14 protein-coding genes are annotated in these 16171 nt (G+C 67.6%); 2 read left to right on the top strand and 12 right to left on the bottom strand.

Annotated elements, in window-relative coordinates; genetic code table 11:
* Positions 1-432 precede the first annotated feature (432 nt).
* From EAH89_RS25790 to EAH89_RS25780, 3 genes are all read right to left on the bottom strand, one after another.
* Positions 433-1110, bottom strand: coding sequence for a ParA family protein (locus tag EAH89_RS25790; RefSeq protein ID WP_161993760.1), 678 nt, complete (start codon positions 1108-1110; stop codon positions 433-435).
* Positions 1111-1261: 151 nt separating this feature from the next.
* The gene (locus tag EAH89_RS25785) at positions 1262-1675 is read right to left on the bottom strand and encodes a hypothetical protein (protein ID WP_140886574.1); all 414 of its coding nucleotides are present in this window, start codon (positions 1673-1675) and stop codon (positions 1262-1264) included.
* Positions 1676-1764: 89 nt separating this feature from the next.
* Complete coding sequence (locus EAH89_RS25780) at positions 1765-2556, bottom strand: hypothetical protein (RefSeq protein WP_140886573.1); 792 nt, start codon at positions 2554-2556, stop codon at positions 1765-1767.
* 696 nt (positions 2557-3252) lie between these two features.
* Between EAH89_RS25780 and EAH89_RS25775 the strand changes: the two genes are divergently transcribed.
* Positions 3253-3537: a hypothetical protein gene (locus EAH89_RS25775; protein ID WP_140886572.1), complete on the top strand. Its 285-nt coding sequence runs from the start codon at positions 3253-3255 to the stop codon at positions 3535-3537.
* A gap of 7 nt (positions 3538-3544) precedes the next feature.
* Positions 3545-7864, top strand: coding sequence for a MobF family relaxase (gene mobF / locus EAH89_RS25770; protein WP_140886571.1), 4320 nt, complete (start codon positions 3545-3547; stop codon positions 7862-7864).
* Here the strand turns inward: mobF and EAH89_RS25765 are convergent.
* Genes EAH89_RS25765 through EAH89_RS25730 form a run of 9 tightly spaced genes read right to left on the bottom strand, consistent with a single transcriptional unit; the run spans position 7861 to position 16169 of the window.
* Positions 7861-8457, bottom strand: coding sequence for a hypothetical protein (locus EAH89_RS25765; protein WP_140886570.1), 597 nt, complete (start codon positions 8455-8457; stop codon positions 7861-7863). The genes mobF and EAH89_RS25765 overlap by 4 nt on opposite strands.
* Entirely contained in the window at positions 8454-10718 is a 2265-nt protein-coding gene (locus EAH89_RS25760; RefSeq protein WP_140886569.1) for a type IV secretory system conjugative DNA transfer family protein, read from the bottom strand. The genes EAH89_RS25765 and EAH89_RS25760 overlap by 4 nt, the downstream gene beginning before the upstream one ends.
* Positions 10715-11668 (bottom strand): ATPase, T2SS/T4P/T4SS family, encoded by a 954-nt coding sequence (locus tag EAH89_RS25755; RefSeq protein ID WP_140886568.1) that lies wholly within the window; start codon positions 11666-11668, stop codon positions 10715-10717. The genes EAH89_RS25760 and EAH89_RS25755 overlap by 4 nt, the downstream gene beginning before the upstream one ends.
* The gene (locus EAH89_RS25750; RefSeq protein WP_140886567.1) at positions 11668-12735 is read right to left on the bottom strand and encodes a TrbI/VirB10 family protein; all 1068 of its coding nucleotides are present in this window, start codon (positions 12733-12735) and stop codon (positions 11668-11670) included. The genes EAH89_RS25755 and EAH89_RS25750 overlap by 1 nt, the downstream gene beginning before the upstream one ends.
* Positions 12732-13787: a TrbG/VirB9 family P-type conjugative transfer protein gene (locus tag EAH89_RS25745; protein WP_140886566.1), complete on the bottom strand. Its 1056-nt coding sequence runs from the start codon at positions 13785-13787 to the stop codon at positions 12732-12734. Before EAH89_RS25745 ends, EAH89_RS25750 begins: the two co-directional genes overlap by 4 nt.
* 1 nt (position 13788) lies before the next feature.
* Positions 13789-14535 (bottom strand): type IV secretion system protein, encoded by a 747-nt coding sequence (locus EAH89_RS25740; protein WP_140886565.1) that lies wholly within the window; start codon positions 14533-14535, stop codon positions 13789-13791.
* Positions 14532-14681, bottom strand: a complete 150-nt coding sequence (locus EAH89_RS31545; protein WP_161993759.1) for a hypothetical protein — start codon at positions 14679-14681, stop codon at positions 14532-14534. The genes EAH89_RS25740 and EAH89_RS31545 overlap by 4 nt, the downstream gene beginning before the upstream one ends.
* Before the next feature lie 19 nt (positions 14682-14700).
* A complete protein-coding gene (locus EAH89_RS25735; RefSeq protein ID WP_140886564.1) occupies positions 14701-15726 on the bottom strand; it encodes a type IV secretion system protein in 1026 nt (341 codons plus the stop codon).
* Entirely contained in the window at positions 15726-16169 is a 444-nt protein-coding gene (locus EAH89_RS25730; RefSeq protein ID WP_140886563.1) for an EexN family lipoprotein, read from the bottom strand. The genes EAH89_RS25735 and EAH89_RS25730 overlap by 1 nt, the downstream gene beginning before the upstream one ends.
* Between the last annotated feature and the right edge of the window lie 2 nt (positions 16170-16171).

Here is a 16171-nt window from a genome sequence, read left to right as displayed (position 1 = left end):
CCGTCAGCGGCAGCTCGCGTTTCGAGGGCCTGCATAGCAGTGGGACTCAGTCGTAATACAAACGGACAGACGGGTTCCAGAGACTTGGTAGCTGCAGCAGGAGTCTCTGGCCCTCTTCCCTCCCCTGCCTGTGCTCCAGTGCGATGCAGTTGCGGCTGCTTCAGTGCATCAGATACAGGGCTGACTGCTGCTGGCGGTAATGCTGGCAAAATGGAGCCAAGGCGGCTGAGTAGCTCAGCTCCTTGCAAGTCGGGCGCCTGGGGTTCCCGGATGGCCGTCGCAGGAGCTGACTGACGAGCCGGTTTGAAGGCAGGAGCCTTACTCATGATGATCCTTCCAGGTATCCTAGATATCTGATGTCTAAACTCGCCGGCATCACGGTGCTTAGAGTGCTACGGCGTAAGAATTGAGGATATCATATACCTTAGATATCTACGATATCGGCTGTTGAAGGACGGGTTGATAGTCTGTCCCAGAGCGCGCGGGAACCCAGCCCAACGAGATCAACTCGTCAGCAAGGCTTTCGCCTTCAACTGCAATAGGCCCCAGACTGGGGACGGAACCTGACCAAGTCACGCCTTTATAGCCAGTCCGGTTCCGCAAGCCGCTCTGTGCACGAGTGAGCCCAAGATCCCTAATCTGGTCCAAGGCATACGCGTCGGCCCTTAGTCGCTCGTCGAACGCGACTGTAATGATCCGGCATGGAATCTCTCGGCCAATTGTGGAGGCCATGCCGCCCGTCAGTTCCGCCGTCGCGGCTGCTTCCAGAACGGATCCACGGTCGGACTTGGTTGGTATCAGAACGCCATTTGCGGCAGCGACCGCGACCACCAAGGCTTGCGAGCCGAAGCCGGCGATGTCGAGCAGGACGACGTCGTGTTCGGCAGCAAGTTTGCGGGGGAGGCTCGCAAGCCGCGCGGTGTCAGTTTCAGGCCGGACGGTTATCGCGGGGCCCTCATACAGACCAGCCCACTCTGTGAACCTACGGTTTGGGTCGGCGTCGATCACAGCGACCCGCATCCGCTTGGCAAGGGTGGTTGCCAAAAGGATCACCACGGTCGTCTTCCCAACGCCACCCTTGCCACTGGCGACAGTCACGATGGTACCCATGCAAACCATCCTCATCTCTGCTGCCAAGCCGTACAACCACTTTGTACTATCATGTATGTCCAGGCTATCAGATACCCTATTTAGCCAAGATGTCTTAGATATCTAATGACCTCATCGAAGGGCTTGTCGGCACTGCCCAACCAACGTCCTTCTACTGGCGCGGGCGCGGTGCTCCAGCTTCATCGAACAATGGCACAAGGGACCATGACCTTCCGTTCACCGCCGGCTGAGGCAGTCGCCGCTCCCAAGCTGCTTTCAAGTCAGTGGCGGCCAGAGCCGTAGCCAGTGCTGGCGGGATCGCGCCCACCGCAGTGGACATCGGCATGGCGCTGCGGATCTCCCACGTCACGCCCATGAGGAGGAGGGCGCCCAGGGCGAGGAGCGCCAGGCGGGTGCGGCCGATGGATGCCAGGGTGATGCCGTGCTTCTCGCGGAGCACCTGGGCCATGGTCGCAGCGGCGCGGTCGCCCATCTCCCGCTTGAGGTCCGCGATCACCTCATTAAGCTGATCGATGCTCCGGCCCTGCATCAGGAAGCCGTATCGGAGCGGCTCGTCAGCCTCCATCTTCAAGACGTCATCGCAATACCGGCGCATCTCCGTCTCCGCAGGGCCCGCCCGTCCGGCGGCCGGGCCCTCCTCTGCCTTCGCTGGGCTCACAGAAGCCAATCCACCGCTCCGGCCTCGGCAATGCCCGCCTCGAAGTCGCGGAGCCATGCGCGCGTCATCCAGGCCTTGGCGTAACCCAGCTTGCGGCCGTCGGGCGCGGGCTGGTCCTTCGCCGCCTCATTGAGCGAAAGACCCAGCTTCCGGATATCGGGCAGCGCCGCCAGGGACCGCATGTAAATCGGCTTGGCGCCGGCCTTCACCCAGCTCAGGAACTCCGGATGCTGGCGGATCTGGCCAAAGGCGCCATGCGGATCCTCGCCGCGGCGGAGCACCCCCTCATTCATCACCAGGAGCACCTTCTCCGGCGAGAAATAGCCGGCATCGCGGAGCTTCAAGGCGTGCTCGAAGTCGTCCATATCCGGGCCCAGTGGGTAGAGTGCCACCGGATCGAGCTGGGCATCCTTGCAGAAGGCCACCAGGTCGAGGTGCTGGGTGAAGTCATCTAGGGTCTGATCCTGGCCGCCGCCCATGTCGAGCGCGACGGGGCGCCGCTCCTCCACGGCCGTGTTAAGCACGTCCCGCATCAGCCATTCGTTGACGTCGGTGATGCTGTCCGATGCCGGCTTGGTGGCGGCCGCCCCGTAGAGGGAGGAGAGCGTCGGATTGCGCGCGCTGTCCGCGATGATCGGATTCCGCCCCGCTGCTAGCGCAAGCTGGATCGACGCATCCAGGGCGGTGGTGCCGCCTAGCCTGCCGCGCCCGCGGCGCACCACTAGGCGCGGCCATGCCTCCGCCGGCACGACGGTCGCCGGATCCTGTTCGTCTTTCGCTCGAGCCATCAGGCTTTCCCTCTTCCGCTTCGTTGCCTCAACTGCCTATCGAGGCGCGCAAGTGCGTTGCTCGGGTCGGCTTCACCCTGGGCGGCGGGGGGCGGGTTTTCCGCGACCACCGGGCGCACCCTCGGTTGCCTCACCGCGCTGGCGGCCAGCTCGGCCGGCGCGGGGAGTTGCTGGGGCACGGCGTCCCTCGGCCGCACCCGAAACCACAAGCGCTTGGCATAGGCCGCCACGCGGTCGCGCTCCTTCTCCCCCTCCGGCCCCGGCTCGTGGAACGCAGGCTTCACTGTGATGAGGCCGTGCTTCACCAGGACCGAGGAGACGCGCCGCCACCCCAGGCCACGTTGGGATAGCTCCGCGAAAAAGGCCTGGTTCTCGGGGTCCCGAAACCAAGCGCCCAGCTTCGACCTCGCCCGTGAGGCTCCCACCGCCCGGGCAAGGTCAGCCCGGAGCGGATCCTGAGGTCCTTTGTTCTCCACCGTCATGCCATCCAAGGCCTCTCTGCATCGTCTCCAGGGGCACGCTAGACCGGGGGCGCGGCCGCACTCTCTCACGCTGCCTTTATCGGGGTCATTTGCGTTTCCTTTGCGGGGTCAGTCAAGCACTATCCTGACGGGGTATCGCGATGGCCAGATTTCTACAGACCATTCCACCCTTCGGGTGATAAGAGGGTCACAAGAGGAGACAACGGGGACACTCATGGAAGACGGCAGCAAACTGGATCGCCTGCTCGCCCTGACGCTCGAATCGGCGCAGCGGGATCAGGACATCATCGAGGCGGTGGAGGCCCAGACGGGGGCAATGACGAAGTGGCAGGAGGCGCTGCTGACCCTGATCGAAGAGATGAAGGCCCTTTCCGCAGCCGTCAGCGCCGAGCCGCCGCCGTCCGACATCGCCGCCGAGCTGCGCCGGATCGCCGACGGGCTCGCCCAGAACACGGCGGTCCTGGCCGACGTGGCGAAGCTGATGGCGGCGCGGAAGTAGCCTCCCCATGCTGACCTTCCGGCAGGGGACGCCCGGCGGTGTGGAGCAGGCTAAGGCCTACGTCCGACACCTGTTGGAGCAAACCCTGACCCCCGATCAGATGCGGGTCGCGGACTACTACGCCCGCCGCTCGGGGACAGACGACGCCCTCAACAGCGGCATGGGCTCGATCCCGCGCGCCATCGAGGGAATGCCGCCGGACATCGCCGCTATTCTCGCGGTGGATACTTCGCGCCCCCTCACGCGGGAGGAATTGGGCAACCTGCTCGGCGGGCTGCGGGCCGACGGCACCCCCCTCCCCGGCTCCCAGCGCGACGTCCGCACCTACAAGCACAAGGACGGCGGCGAGCGTTTCCGCACGGCCTGGATGGACCTCACGACGTCGGTGCCGAAGAAGGTATCGCTCGCGTGGTTCACCGCGGCGACCGACGCGGAAAGGAACGCCTACCTACAGGCGCACCGCACGGCGACGGCCGAGATGCTGGCCTACGTCGAGAAGGAGATCGCTTTCGCGACCTTCGGGCACGGCAAGGACGAGGGGAACGGGCTGGAAAAGGGCCGCCTCGGCTTCGTCCAGATCGACCACTTCACGGCCCGCCCAACCGCCCGCGTGACGCGGCGCGACCCCACCACGGGGGTTGTCACGGACGAGATTTACACGGTCCCCCTGACGCGCGGGGACCCCCAGGTTCACACCCACAGCCTGCTCATGAACGTCATGCTGACGGAGAGCGGGCGGGTGGTGTCCATCGACACGACGCGCTTCGCCAAGCGGGTGAAGGAGTTCGGGGCGGTCTATCAAGCCGTCCTCGAGCGCGAGCTTCGGGGCCTCGGCGTCCCGACCCGCATGGACCCCGACACCCTGACCGTGGATCTGCCGGGCATCCCCGATGCGGTCGCCAAGGAGTTCTCCAAGCGCACGATGAACGGCCAGGAGGCCGCGCGCTCCTACGCTCGCACCCTCGGCTTGGACTGGCAGGCCCTCGGCGGGGACCAGCGCGTCGCCATCCTCAAGGCCGCGATCAAGGAAGGCCGGGAGGGCAAGGGCGACGACCTCGCCTCGGTCGAGGACTGGCTGCGCCAGGCCGAAGCGATGGGGTGGAAGCCGTCGAGCCTGATGACGATGGAGCCCCCCGCCCCTTCCCTCTCCCATGAGGAACGGCAGCTGGCGGGCGCGGAGGCGGCGCGGCCGATCCTCGCGGCCATGTTCGAGACGGATGCCGTTCTCACCGGCTCGCAGGTCCGCATGGCGGCGGCGCAGGGCCTCATGGCCGCCGGCGCCCTCACCCACACCGACGACGTGAGCGTGGTCGCCAAGATGCTCGTCCGCGACGGCGTGGATCAGGACGGGCAGCGCACGCGGCTCCTGATGCCCCTCGGCGGCGACCGCCTGCGCCCGCAAAACACCATGGTCACGACGGCCCTGCACCGCGATCAGGAGCAGCGCCTTGTCGCCCTGATCCGCAACGCCGCCCGGCCCGAGATGGGCGGCGGGCTCTCCCGCGACCGCCTGGACGCGATGCTCGAACCCGCGCGCCTGGGGAAGCTGCTCGGGCGCCCCGGCCCCGCCGCGCTCAACGAGGGCCAGACCGCGGCCTATTACAAGCTCGGCGGCGAGGGCCGGGTGGCGGTGGCGATTGGCGGCGCCGGGGTCGGGAAGACGACGCTGCTGACCCCGATGGTCGCCGCCTGGACGGAGAACAAGCAGGAGGTTTGGGGCGTCGCGCAGGCATGGCGGCAGGCGAACGCCCTGCTCGATGCCGGCGTGAAGGGGCAGCGCGTGTGGGCGCTCGACCCCTTCCTCTCCCGCGTCACCGAGAACCCCGGCCTGCTCAACCGCCGCTCGGTGGTGGTGCTGGACGAGTTCGCGCTGATCGGCACGCGGCAGATGCTGCAGCTGATGGAGCTGCGCGAGAAGATCGGCTTCAAGATCGTCATGGTCGGCGATGCCCGCCAATGCCAGAGCATAGCCGCAGGGAACGTCATGGACGTCCTCGAAGCGGCTCTTGGCGCCGATCACATCCCCCAGGTCCTCAAGGCGATCCGGCAGAAGTCGGAGGAAGAGCAGAAGCTGGTGGCGATGATCCGCCACGGCGACGTCCAGGGCGCGCTCGACATCAAGCGCGACAAGGGCGAGGCCTGGCTGGTCCACGGCGAGTATGAAGACGTGGTGAAGGCCACGGCCCAGCGGTGGGCCGAGAAGGTCGAGCAATACAAGGATCAGCCGGGCTTTCGGGTCGGCGTGGCGACTGACACGAACGCGAACGCGCTGGCGATCAGCAGGGCGATCCGGGAGATCAGGCAGAGCCGCGGCGAGGTCGGCCGGGACGCGATCAGCCTAGACGGGACCGATGGGCGCGGCGGCGAGTGGACGCTGAACCTGGCGCCCGGCGACCGGGTGCGCCTCTTCGAGCGCACGCGCGGGCAGTTCGAGACGAAGAACGGCCGCAGCATCGAAGCCTTCGTGGGAGACAACGGGAGCGTCCTGACGGTCCTGGAAGTGCGCCAATCCGAGCTTCCCGGCCGCAGCGGGATCGTGGTGGAGACGCCCGGCAACAAGGCCGCCTTCATCCCGTGGGGCCAACTGACGGACGAGGACACGGGCCGGATCAAGCTGACCTATGGCGACGTCCGCACCATCAACTCCGACCAGGGCGCGACCCGCGATCACACCATCATGTCGATGCCCTCGGGCTCGCGGGGTGTGAACCTTTTCATGCTGCACGTCGGCCTCTCGCGCCAAACCGTCAGCGCCGACCTGATTGGCAGCTTCGGCGCGGAGGTCGAACAAGTGTCGGCCAAGCGCCCGCTGAATGCCCCCGAATTGACCGCGCAGGAGCTGGAAGCCGCTGTGTGGAAGAACCTTGTCGCCAATCTGAAGCGCGAGCCGATCAAGGCGTCCGTGCTGAAGCTGATGGCGGGCGCGACCGCGACCTTCAACAAGGCGCGCGAGGCTTTCCAGGGAGGCATGATCCGCCGGCAGGCCCGCAAGCACGGCGGGCTCGCCGAGACGACGGTGCGCCAGCAGCAGGAGATCACCCGCCAGGAACGCGCCTTGGAGCCGGTGGTCGAGCAGCTTCAAATCACCCTGCACCGGCAGGGCGACGTGATCGAGGCGGCCGGGCTGACGCCTCCTGCCTCGCCGCCCCCTGCCCCCGCGCGCCCCCGACAGGCGCCCCGTCCGGCGGCGCGCGGCCCCCGGATGCGCGTTCAGGTGTCCCAGGTCGAGGCGCAGCAGCAGTTCGCCGACGCCATGCAGCAGGCGGGTCTTCTGGTCGAGGGTCTGCCGATCATGGATGGCGTGCGGCACCCGTCAAAGGTCGATGGCGACAAGGGCGCTCGCAAGTCGGGTGCCTACAAGGCGTTCTATGACGAAGGCGTGCCGAACGGGATCATCTGGAACTACAAGGCGGGCACGCGCTCAACGTGGAAGGCGACCGGCACCTACGTCCCGATGAGCGCGGAGGAAGCCCGCCGCCTGGCAGAGCGGTCGGCCGCGACCCAGGCCGCCAACCAGTTCGCGCAGCAGCAGAGCGAGAAGGCCGGGGCGCAGAAGGCGGCCGACCTCTACGGGAGGGGCCGCCCCGCGACGGCGCAGAACGCCTATCTCGCAGCCAAGGGGATCACCGAAGTCCCCGACGGGCTGCGCGAGGACGCGCGGGGCAATCTGCTCGTCCCGCTGCGCTCGCTCGATGGCGCGCTGCTGAACCTGCAAACGATCAAGCCCGACGGGACGAAGCTCTACCTGGCCGGCGCCCGCAAGAACGGGGTCTTCTTCATGATCGGCTCGTCCGCTGGCGAGGGTCCGATCGGCATCGCGGAAGGGCTCGCGACGGCCTGGGACGCGCGCCGCGCGAGCGGCCTGCCAGTGGCGATGGCGCTGGACACGTCCAACCTGAAGGCGGTGGCGACGGCGATCCGCACGGCCAGCCCCGAGCGTCCCATCGTCTTCTTCGCGGACAACGACCACCATCTCCCCGACCGCACCCCGCCGCTGCCGAATGCAGGGCTGACCAAGGCCAATGACGCCGCCGATGCCGTCGGCCGGGCCACGGTCATCGCGCCGCCGCTCGATCAGGAGCGCCATGCGCGCGACAAGGGGACGGATTGGAACGATTTCCGGGTGAAGTATGGGGCCGACGTCACCCGGGCAACCGTGACGCAGCGCATGGGGCTCTCCGAGCCGTCCCGCCCGGCCGAGATCGTCGGCCGCGCGCCGTCCTCTGCTCCCGCGGCGCGCACGCAAAAGGCGGCGCCCTCTCGGACGCCGCCTCCCAATGCCCTCCCCAGAACCCAGGGCCGCCAGGGGCCCCGGATGCGCCGCTAGAGGCGCTGGCGCGGTGCCTTCGCCTGCGCCATGGCGAGGGGCCGCGCCACCAAGGCTTCTTCCTTCCCGGCCTTCATGCTGAAGGCGATCCCCTCATACCGGTTGTGCCAGATGGTCTCGGCGCGGGTCGCCATCATCTCGGCGCTTTGCTGCGACGGCATCGGCTTCCCCCAGGCGACGCCGTTGCTGTCGCCGCCCTGGAAGGACTTCTCCACGGCAGGGTGAAAGCCGCGGTCTGACTTCCCCACCAGGATCCGGGTTTCGTAGGAGCCATCCATCGTGGACGACCACTGACCCATCTTCACGATGTCGATCTGCTCCTTGGCCTCGGTCGCGTATTGCTTCCGATCCGCCTCGGCCAAGGCGAGCAGGCCCGGATGGGCCTTCTCGACCATGGCGACTGCCACGGGGTTCGCGCGGATGCTGTCCACATGGGCGCCGATCTCTTCGGCCGCGTCCCTCGGACGGCCGACGCTCCACATCATCCCGGCATACTCCTGGCCGCCGGGAAGCTCGCGCGTCATGCGGTAGGCCTCGGCGCGCTGCTTGAAGGCCGCCACGCTGCCCGGCTTCGGTGTCATGTTCTCGCTCACTTATCCGTCCCCTTCCGGCGTGCAACGGCGCGCTCCAATGCCTCCGCGCGGCGGCCGAGCCGCTGCGCCTCACGCCGGGCTCGGCTCAGCTCCGCCTTGGCATTCGAGGCCTTCTGCTGCGCTGCAGCCGCCTCACGTGCCGCGTCCTTTGCCCGGATGGCGGTGGTGTCGGCCGCCGCGTTGGCCACCTCCTGCGCGTCCGGTGCCAGGTCCTTGGCCTTCGCCGCGGCGCGGGCCTCGTTGGCGTCCTGCTTGGCGACCCGCAGGGCTTCGGCGGCTTCGGCTGCCTCCTGCGCCGCCTCGGTGGCGTCGAGCTCGGCCATGGTGACGACCTCGGCCGCCGCTGCCGCACGGGCGGCAGCGGCCTTGGCCTCGTCCTCGAGTGCGGCGGTTTCGGCCTCGGCTTGCGCCACGGCCCCGGCAAGGGCGCCGCTCAGCGCCTCGGCCTGCTCCCGCAGGTCCTCGGCCGCCTTGCTCGCCTCCTTGGCGTCGCGCTCGACCACAATGTCCAGGGTCGGCCAGGAAGGGGCGGGCATCCCGCTATCGGCAAACAGAGGGTCCTCGTACCAGAGGATTCGGTTGCACTTCGCCGGCATGAGCCCCGGCCGGAGGATGATCATCTCCTGGGAGTTCATGCGCGTGATCTCCTGCGGCAGCATGAGGGCGCGCTGCCGAAGGGCTTCGCTCTCCGTCTGCCGGGACGGCTTGAACCAAGCGAGGAAGCGCGGGGCGTTCTTGGTCTTCTCCGTCTCCGTGTTGTTGCCCATCCGCTCGGAAATTTCCTTGGCCGTCTCCGCGTCCGTGCCGCTGAAGACGAGTTCGGCGCCAAGGTTCAGGAAGAGGTTCGCGGCGGCGTCCTTGCCGAAGGCTTCGACCGTCTGGGCCTTCGACTGGACGACGTAGGCGAGGCGGAAACCGTAGCTGGCCGTATAGGAGACGGCGTTGGACAGCGCCTTGATGCTGCCAAGAGCCCAGAACTCGTCCAGCATCACGAGCGTCTTGTGCTTTAGCGTGCTCGCGGGCGCTGTCTCCGAGGGACGGCCGCAGTACCAGGTCCAGAAGCGGTTGAGGTGCCCGACCACCTTCCGCGTGACGGGGTATTCCTCCCGCATGTTGATCGAGATGAACTGCTCGAAGAACATATGGTAGAGACGCTGGTATCGCTCGATGTCGCTCGGCTGCGCGACGATGAAGATCGACATGCGCCGCTGCCGGATCGCGCGGAGGTCGAAGTCGCTGCTCTCGGTTATCGCAGCGATCTCAGGGAGGTCCCACAGCGAAAGGGACGTTGTGAGCGTCACTTGCACGCCGTCGGCAGTTTCGGCGTCCTTGTGCTCGATCCAGCCCATGAGGTTGTTGACCGCGAAAGCGGGGTAGGGGCGCTTCTCCCGGCGGGCCGTGTCGATCAGCTCTGAGATGTGCTTGCGCCAGTCGGGACGCCCGAGCGTCCGCAGCACCGCGCTCATGTTGAGCGTGATGCCCGGCGTCTCGTAGAGGATGGTTGCGACGGCCGTGCCCATGCGCCGCGCGGCATTGTCCCAGAACGGGTTCGGGGATTTCGTCGGAGGCACGACCGAAAACATCACCTTTTGGATGTCGGAGAAGGCAAGGGGAGAGTTCGCACGCACAAAACTGAACGGGTTCCAACGATGGCTCTTCCCACTGGGGGAGCCGATGTGGAACAGGAAAACCTCGTCCCCGAGTGCGCGGCGCTCGGCGGCTGCGGTGCGGGCGACGTCATCCTTCACGCTGAAGCACAGCAGCGAGCCGCCCCACCGCCGGCAGTTCGGGACAACGAACGACACGCCCTTGCCGCGGCGGGTACGCGCTTGCAACGCGACGTGTTCCTCGCCCGGCAGGCAGACGTATTCACTCCCGTCCTTCCCCAGGATCACCGCATCCCCCGGCGGGTCCTTCGACCAGAGCAGGCCGTCGGCCGTCCCTTCAGCGCGCGTCAGCCAGGACGTGATCCCGAAAAGTTTTTTTTTGGAGCTTCGCGACATCCACATGCTGATGAAGGGGACGAGCAGCAGCAGGGCGACCAGCACGGCGCTGATCGCCAACCAAAGGCTTGTGACGATGTTCCGTCCGAAGTCATGCCGGTATTCGAGCCATTGCCACAGGTAGGTGTTGCGCGGGATCGCCGGATGTCCCCACAGTTGCGTGCCCGCCAGGAAGGCGAGGGAGGCTAGGCCGACCCAGAGGAAGGGCATCGCCGCTAGATAGCCCAGCAGCAGGGCGGGCTTGGCGAGTTTCTTCATGCCTCGATCTCTTCGAGATGGGTGACGCGATAGGGGACGGTGGCGCCGGGCACCTTCTCGCAGTGCGCGACGACGTTGATGCTGGTGCGGAGAAGCTGCGTTATCAGGTCCTCGGTCGCGCTGGCGGCCGACGGGTTCTCCCGGATCATCAGCATCAGTGCGGCCAGGGCCTGCCGCACGCCGGGCATGGCGTGGGCGGTGGTGATCCCGCCGGGGTGGCCCGATTGCAGCGCGCGGAGGTAGGCCCAGCACTCGGCCGTCCGCATCTCGCCGAACAGGATCCGATCGGGCCGCTGGCGCAGCGCCAGTTCGAGCGCCTGGGTGGCCGTGGGGAGGCCGTGCGCCTCCGAACCCGCCTGGGCATAGACGATGGGCACCCAGTTCCGGTGGGGCAGATCCCACTCGGGCACGCTCTCCATGGTGACGATGCGCTGATCCATCGGGATCTCGCGGATCAGCGCCTCGGCGAAGGTCGTTTTGCTGCTGCCAGTCTCCCCGGTCAGGAGGAAGGTGCGCTTCGCCAGCACGCGCTCGCGGCACCACGCCACCCAGTCGGTCCCCTTGGGCAGAAAGTCGAAGTAGCCGCGCTCGGCCAGCCACTCGGGGGTGGGGGTGAAGGACGTGGCGCGCTTGCGGATCGTCAGGTTGATCGTGCCGGCCGGGGTGGAGGGCGGGCCTGCCATCGTGATCCGGTGCCGTCCGGGCAGGCGCGAGCTCACGCCAAGCGTGTTCTCCCCGAAGTGCTGCCCGGTGCGGTGCGCCGCCAGGATCGCGAGGGAGAGGCAGCGCGGGTAGGTCAGCGCGGGGTCATCGTACCAATGCCACCCCTTGCTATTCTCGACCCCGAACTCGCCGGGGCGGAGGACAACGACCTCGCGGGTGTCTGGGTCGTCCAGAGCGTTAGCGAGCGGCGCCAAGAGGCGATTCAGGGTGATTTCGGCGGGCTGCATCAGCGAACGTCCAGAGACAGCGCAGGGGAGAAGTCCACGGGCTCGACAACCAGGAAGGAGATTTGCTCTCCCTGGTTCTTCGTGACCGTGTTCTGGATGGTGCGTCCGGCGCCGAGCGCATCAGTGATGGCGCGATCCAGTCCGGCGCCCTGGATGTTGATGCTGGTGGACCCGCTGCCGGAGAGTCCGGAGCGGACAGCGTCCTGGGCAATGTTGACTGCCCCCTGTGAGAGCAGCAGCAGCGCGGCCGACCCAAACCGCTCTCTCCAATGGGTGTTCACGTTGCCCGCCATACCGGTGCGACCGAGGCTGTCGCCCGCCTGGGCGCCGAGCGGGACAGGGATGCCCGAAGGGGTGATGGCGAAGGCATTGAGGCCGTTGATGCGTTCCTGGCCTTGGCCGACTTGGCTGTCATAGGTGCCGGTGATCGTCGTCCCCTTCTCCATCAGGAGGACGCCCGCTTGGCTGCGGATTGGCTTGTCCGTGAGGCAGAAGAACGGCCCCGGCCTCTCGCTGTTGAGGGCGGTCTGCAGTTCGCAGGTATAAACCCCGGGCCGGAGTACGAAGGTCATATCCATTGCTGCGCCGACACGCCGTCCAGGGATCGTGGACCCTGCGAACGCCACCCTGGTCTCTTGCGGTGTCCCGACGCCTGCGGAGACGGGCATCCCGCTCACCCCCGCCTGCGCCGCCGCTGCCGGGGTGGCGGGCTTGGCGTAGGCATACGGTTCAACAGGCGCGTAGGAGGTCATCCGACCGCGCGGAGCGGCCGGACCACTGCCCTGATTTCCTGGCTGTGGACGTGCGGCCGGGATCTGCGCCTGCGCCTGCTCAGGCTGCGGACGGGGTGGCACCGACGTCTCCGGGACGGGGCTGCGGAAGTTGATCATCGCTGCCTCGATGGCCGACGGCCCGCCCGTCGGGCGGGGCTCTTCCTGGCCCGGCGGGTTCCGCCAGAAGACGAAGGCTAGGACGCCGGCCGTCCCCAGGACCAGGAGCGTCGTCTTCTGCGGACCGCTCAGCCCACCCGGCTTCTTAGCAACGGCTGGCTCTTCACGGTCGCTCATGAGCGCCTCGCCATGCGCCGGACAACCCTCACCACGTCGGGGCTGGTGGTCCCCGTGCCGGGGTCGCAGTTTCGGCCGAAGTCGGGGTTGCGGTTGTAGATGTGGACCACAGCGTCACCCGCGCGCAGCCGGATCTCGCGCGCTGTGGTGGGCAGCACCGCCGTGTCGGGAGCCTTCATGACCGGAAAGACAGCTGCCTCGGAGCCGTCCGGGTTAACTGTGAAGAAGGCGGGGAGGGGGCGGTCGCCGGGGTAGAGGAATGCGGTTTCCTGCCCGTTGTCCGTCACCTTCTCGGGAATGAAGACGCGACCCGCCTCGTTCGCCTCGCCCTCGTAGAGCCAGTTCCGGCAGGCCGCCCCGGCTCCGAAGTAATCGACCGCAAGGCGCGCGGCGGCCATCTGCGTGCGGGCCTGCCGGCGGGATTCCTCACGCAGCGGCGCGGCGGCCGCGGCCCGTGCCCAGGCTTCCTCGCGGCGGGCCGCGGCCTCGGCCTCCCGCTTGCGGCGGTCCTCGTCGGGGTAGCGGAAGATCAAACCATAGGTGAACTGGCTATCCTCGCAGACCGCCTCGTCGGCGCAGGAGGCGGGGAGGTTCCTCGCCTGCACCGTGAACTGATAGGCGCGATCCGGCTGCTGGCCCCCGGCGACCTGGGTAATCACCTGAAGCGTCGTGTAGCCCGGCGCCTCCACCCACATCGGGAGGTTGTTGCGGAGCGGCGCCTGGGGCGCGGCGGCCTGGCCGTCGGTCGCGACGGCGGCGCCGGGCGGGGAGATCGTCTTGTTCCCGTCGCCGATGATGATGTGGACGATCTGCTCCGTCGGCCCGAAGGTCAGGACGAAGGACCGACCCACGGCAACCACCAGGCGCGTGCGGGCGCCGGGGCGGTAATCCTGGCTCCGCATGTTCTGGTCTTCGAGATCGGGGCGGGGGATGTTCGCCTGCGCGACGGGGGAGGCCGCTTCGGAGACGGGCGCAGGAGCGCCCTGGGCGAGCGCAGGGGCGGCCAACGCCGTCGAGGCGAGCAGGGAGAGGGCGAGGGTGATCTGGCGCATGTCAGCAGCTCCCCGGGCGGCCTGATGGGTCGGGCTGGCCTTCCCACACGAAGGCCTGCATCCCGGCCGCGTTGATGTTTCGGTCACTGGGCGTCATCCGCAGTTCGGGGCGCCACTGGAATTGGATGGTGAGCTGCCAGGGCACGCACACCGCACCGCCGGTCGGCGGCGTCTCGCGCTTCGTGAAGCGCACGGTCCACGCCTCCGTGTTCTGGGTGCCCTTCCCGGTCGGCGTGAAGGTCGGGCGCACTACGTCGAGCGCGCCGCGCTGGCCAAGACGCCGGGGCGGCCCCTCCGCGCCCTCGTAGTACTCCGCGAAGCGCGCCCGCTGCGCCGGGGTCAGGAAGAGCCCGCAGCGCGGGGCGTCCGTCTCGCGCGTCTGGTAGTGGTAGCTCTCGCAGTATTCCACGGCCAGTTGGAGGTACTGGCGCGACGTGACCTCGGTGAACTTCATTGGCACGTCCTCCACCGTGACGGCGCGCTCGATGCGCCCCTCGGAAGAGATCGTGTTGAACACCGGGACGGCGGGCGCGTCGCGAACGATCACCAGGGCGGCAACGCCAAGGCCGACAAGTCCCACGCAGAGGCCGGTACCGCCGACGATCCACCCGGCGGTGCGAAAGGAGCGGCCGAGCGTGATGACCTGATCGGCGCGCGTCGACGCGGCCGCGAGATGCTGCCGGGCGGCGGCACCATCGAGCGCTTCGGCCGGCCGTGCCGGGGAGGCAAGCTGCAGCGGGGACCTCACTTGCGGGCCTCCCGCACATCGCTGACGCGTTCAGCCCAACGCTCCGGGTTCAGGCGGAAAACATGGCCGTCAGGCTTCGGCAGTTCCTTTCCGCCGCTGGCGCAGGCCGCGATGGTTAAGAGCAGCAGGAGGGCAAGCGATCGCATGAGGAGAATGCGTCCTTACTCAGGGGTTGGAGAGGGACTGACCAGGCGGTGCGTTTCGCACCACGGGGATTGAGTCGTTTGCAGGCGACCCATCCGAGCCCGGCCCGGAGTAGTTACGGTTGTAATCACTGCGTCCGCCGCTTCCACCGGCCCCGCCAGCTTGCTCTCGCTTCTGGAAGGGATTGCGGAAGCCCGGCAGATGCCCATAGCCGGAGAAGCCACCAGAGATGGCAGCGGCGGTGCCGGGAAGCTGGTAGGTGAGCCACGCCGCAGAGACGAACATGGCGGCGCCGCCGAGCAGGGTTTGCAGCGCGAGCCATTCGTTGCCGCCGTTGGATGTCTGCGCCAGCAGCGTCACGATCATCCGGTCCAGGCCGTTGAGGACGAGCGAGAGCAGGACGGTGGTGAGCAGCTTCAGGATGACGTTGGCGAAGACGCTATGCAGCCAGCCCCAAAACAGGAAGCGGAACCAGGGGAACAGCCACATCGCGACAAAGAGCGGCCACAGGCCGACGAGCAGGGCGACCATGATGAAAGCCTTCATCCAGATCAGGAAGCCCATCACGCAGGCGGCGAGTGCCACGAACCAGTAAAGCAGCACGCCGCATCCCAGGATCACGCCCGCGACCGACCACGGAAGCTGGCGCATCACGCGCAGCCCGCCCGCGAAGGCGCGGTTCCAAAGAGAGTCGTAGAGCGCACCCGTTACCATGCGGGCTCCGCTGGCGCCGGAAAGGGCGCCACCGACATCGCGCTCAATCCCGGTCAGCAGCAGGTCGCGCAGTTGCGGCCCCAAGTTGAGCGTGGACGTGAGCAGCAGGCCGACGAACCAAAACTTTACCAGCGAGGTCAGAAGGATGGAGATGGGGTCTTCGCCGCCCTTGATCGCGGACCACAGCATTGTGCCGACGAGCAGCACGATCATGGCGTCCCGCATCCACGTCAGGGTCCACGCGGACAGGGCGCTGACGAGCCCATTGGTCAGGGCAATCAGCGGGATCGCGAAGTTGTCGTAGATCGTGGCGAAGAGGGCCCAGGTCGGCATTAGGTGTATCCTGCAGCACGGCAGTTATTGCGTGCCCGCCAGGACGGCTCGGCGCGTCTGCAGATTTCCATGAACTCGCGCCGGGCCTCGGGCCGCGCGGCCCAATAGCGCGGCGAGGACGGCGGGGTGTTGTCGAAGGGGTCGAGAGGCGCCCGGGCGGACGCCTCCCGCGCGGCGGCGATCAAGTTGCCCTGGCTCGCCGCCGCACAGTGATCATTGCGCCGCGCCGCCCCCGGATTATCCCGGCACGCGGCCACGACACGCTCCCGAACGGCGGGGTGGTCGGCATACCACTCCGCGCTCGGGGGCATCGTCTCCGAGTGCCCCTTGATCGCGCCTAGGATCATCAGGAGGACCACCACCAGGAACAGCAGGCGGAAGCCCCCGAAGATGCTGGGACTGGGATAAAGCTCGCTGAGGATGAAGCGGCCAACGCGACGCATGA

This window comes from Muricoccus nepalensis, from assembly GCF_006438825.1.
In the GTDB taxonomy this organism is placed as follows: domain Bacteria; phylum Pseudomonadota; class Alphaproteobacteria; order Acetobacterales; family Acetobacteraceae; genus Roseomonas; species Roseomonas nepalensis.
This window is presented reverse-complemented; position numbering and strand designations above follow the sequence as displayed.

What these genes read in the sequence shown, in the direction of transcription:
- EAH89_RS25730 (WP_140886563.1), bottom strand. Translation starts at nt 16,169, where the DNA reads ATGCGTCGCGTTGGCCGCTTCATCCTCAGCGAGCTTTATCCCAGTCCC.
- EAH89_RS25750 (WP_140886567.1), bottom strand. Translation starts at nt 12,735, where the DNA reads ATGAGCGACCGTGAAGAGCCAGCCGTTGCTAAGAAGCCGGGTGGGCTG.
- EAH89_RS25780 (WP_140886573.1), bottom strand. Translation starts at nt 2,556, where the DNA reads ATGGCTCGAGCGAAAGACGAACAGGATCCGGCGACCGTCGTGCCGGCG.
- EAH89_RS25745 (WP_140886566.1), bottom strand. Translation starts at nt 13,787, where the DNA reads ATGCGCCAGATCACCCTCGCCCTCTCCCTGCTCGCCTCGACGGCGTTG.
- EAH89_RS25760 (WP_140886569.1), bottom strand. Translation starts at nt 10,718, where the DNA reads ATGAAGAAACTCGCCAAGCCCGCCCTGCTGCTGGGCTATCTAGCGGCG.
- EAH89_RS31545 (WP_161993759.1), bottom strand. Translation starts at nt 14,681, where the DNA reads ATGCGATCGCTTGCCCTCCTGCTGCTCTTAACCATCGCGGCCTGCGCC.
- EAH89_RS25785 (WP_140886574.1), bottom strand. Translation starts at nt 1,675, where the DNA reads ATGGAGGCTGACGAGCCGCTCCGATACGGCTTCCTGATGCAGGGCCGG.
- mobF (WP_140886571.1), top strand. Translation starts at nt 3,545, where the DNA reads ATGCTGACCTTCCGGCAGGGGACGCCCGGCGGTGTGGAGCAGGCTAAG.
- EAH89_RS25755 (WP_140886568.1), bottom strand. Translation starts at nt 11,668, where the DNA reads ATGCAGCCCGCCGAAATCACCCTGAATCGCCTCTTGGCGCCGCTCGCT.
- EAH89_RS25775 (WP_140886572.1), top strand. Translation starts at nt 3,253, where the DNA reads ATGGAAGACGGCAGCAAACTGGATCGCCTGCTCGCCCTGACGCTCGAA.
- EAH89_RS25790 (WP_161993760.1), bottom strand. Translation starts at nt 1,110, where the DNA reads ATGGGTACCATCGTGACTGTCGCCAGTGGCAAGGGTGGCGTTGGGAAG.
- EAH89_RS25735 (WP_140886564.1), bottom strand. Translation starts at nt 15,726, where the DNA reads ATGCCGACCTGGGCCCTCTTCGCCACGATCTACGACAACTTCGCGATC.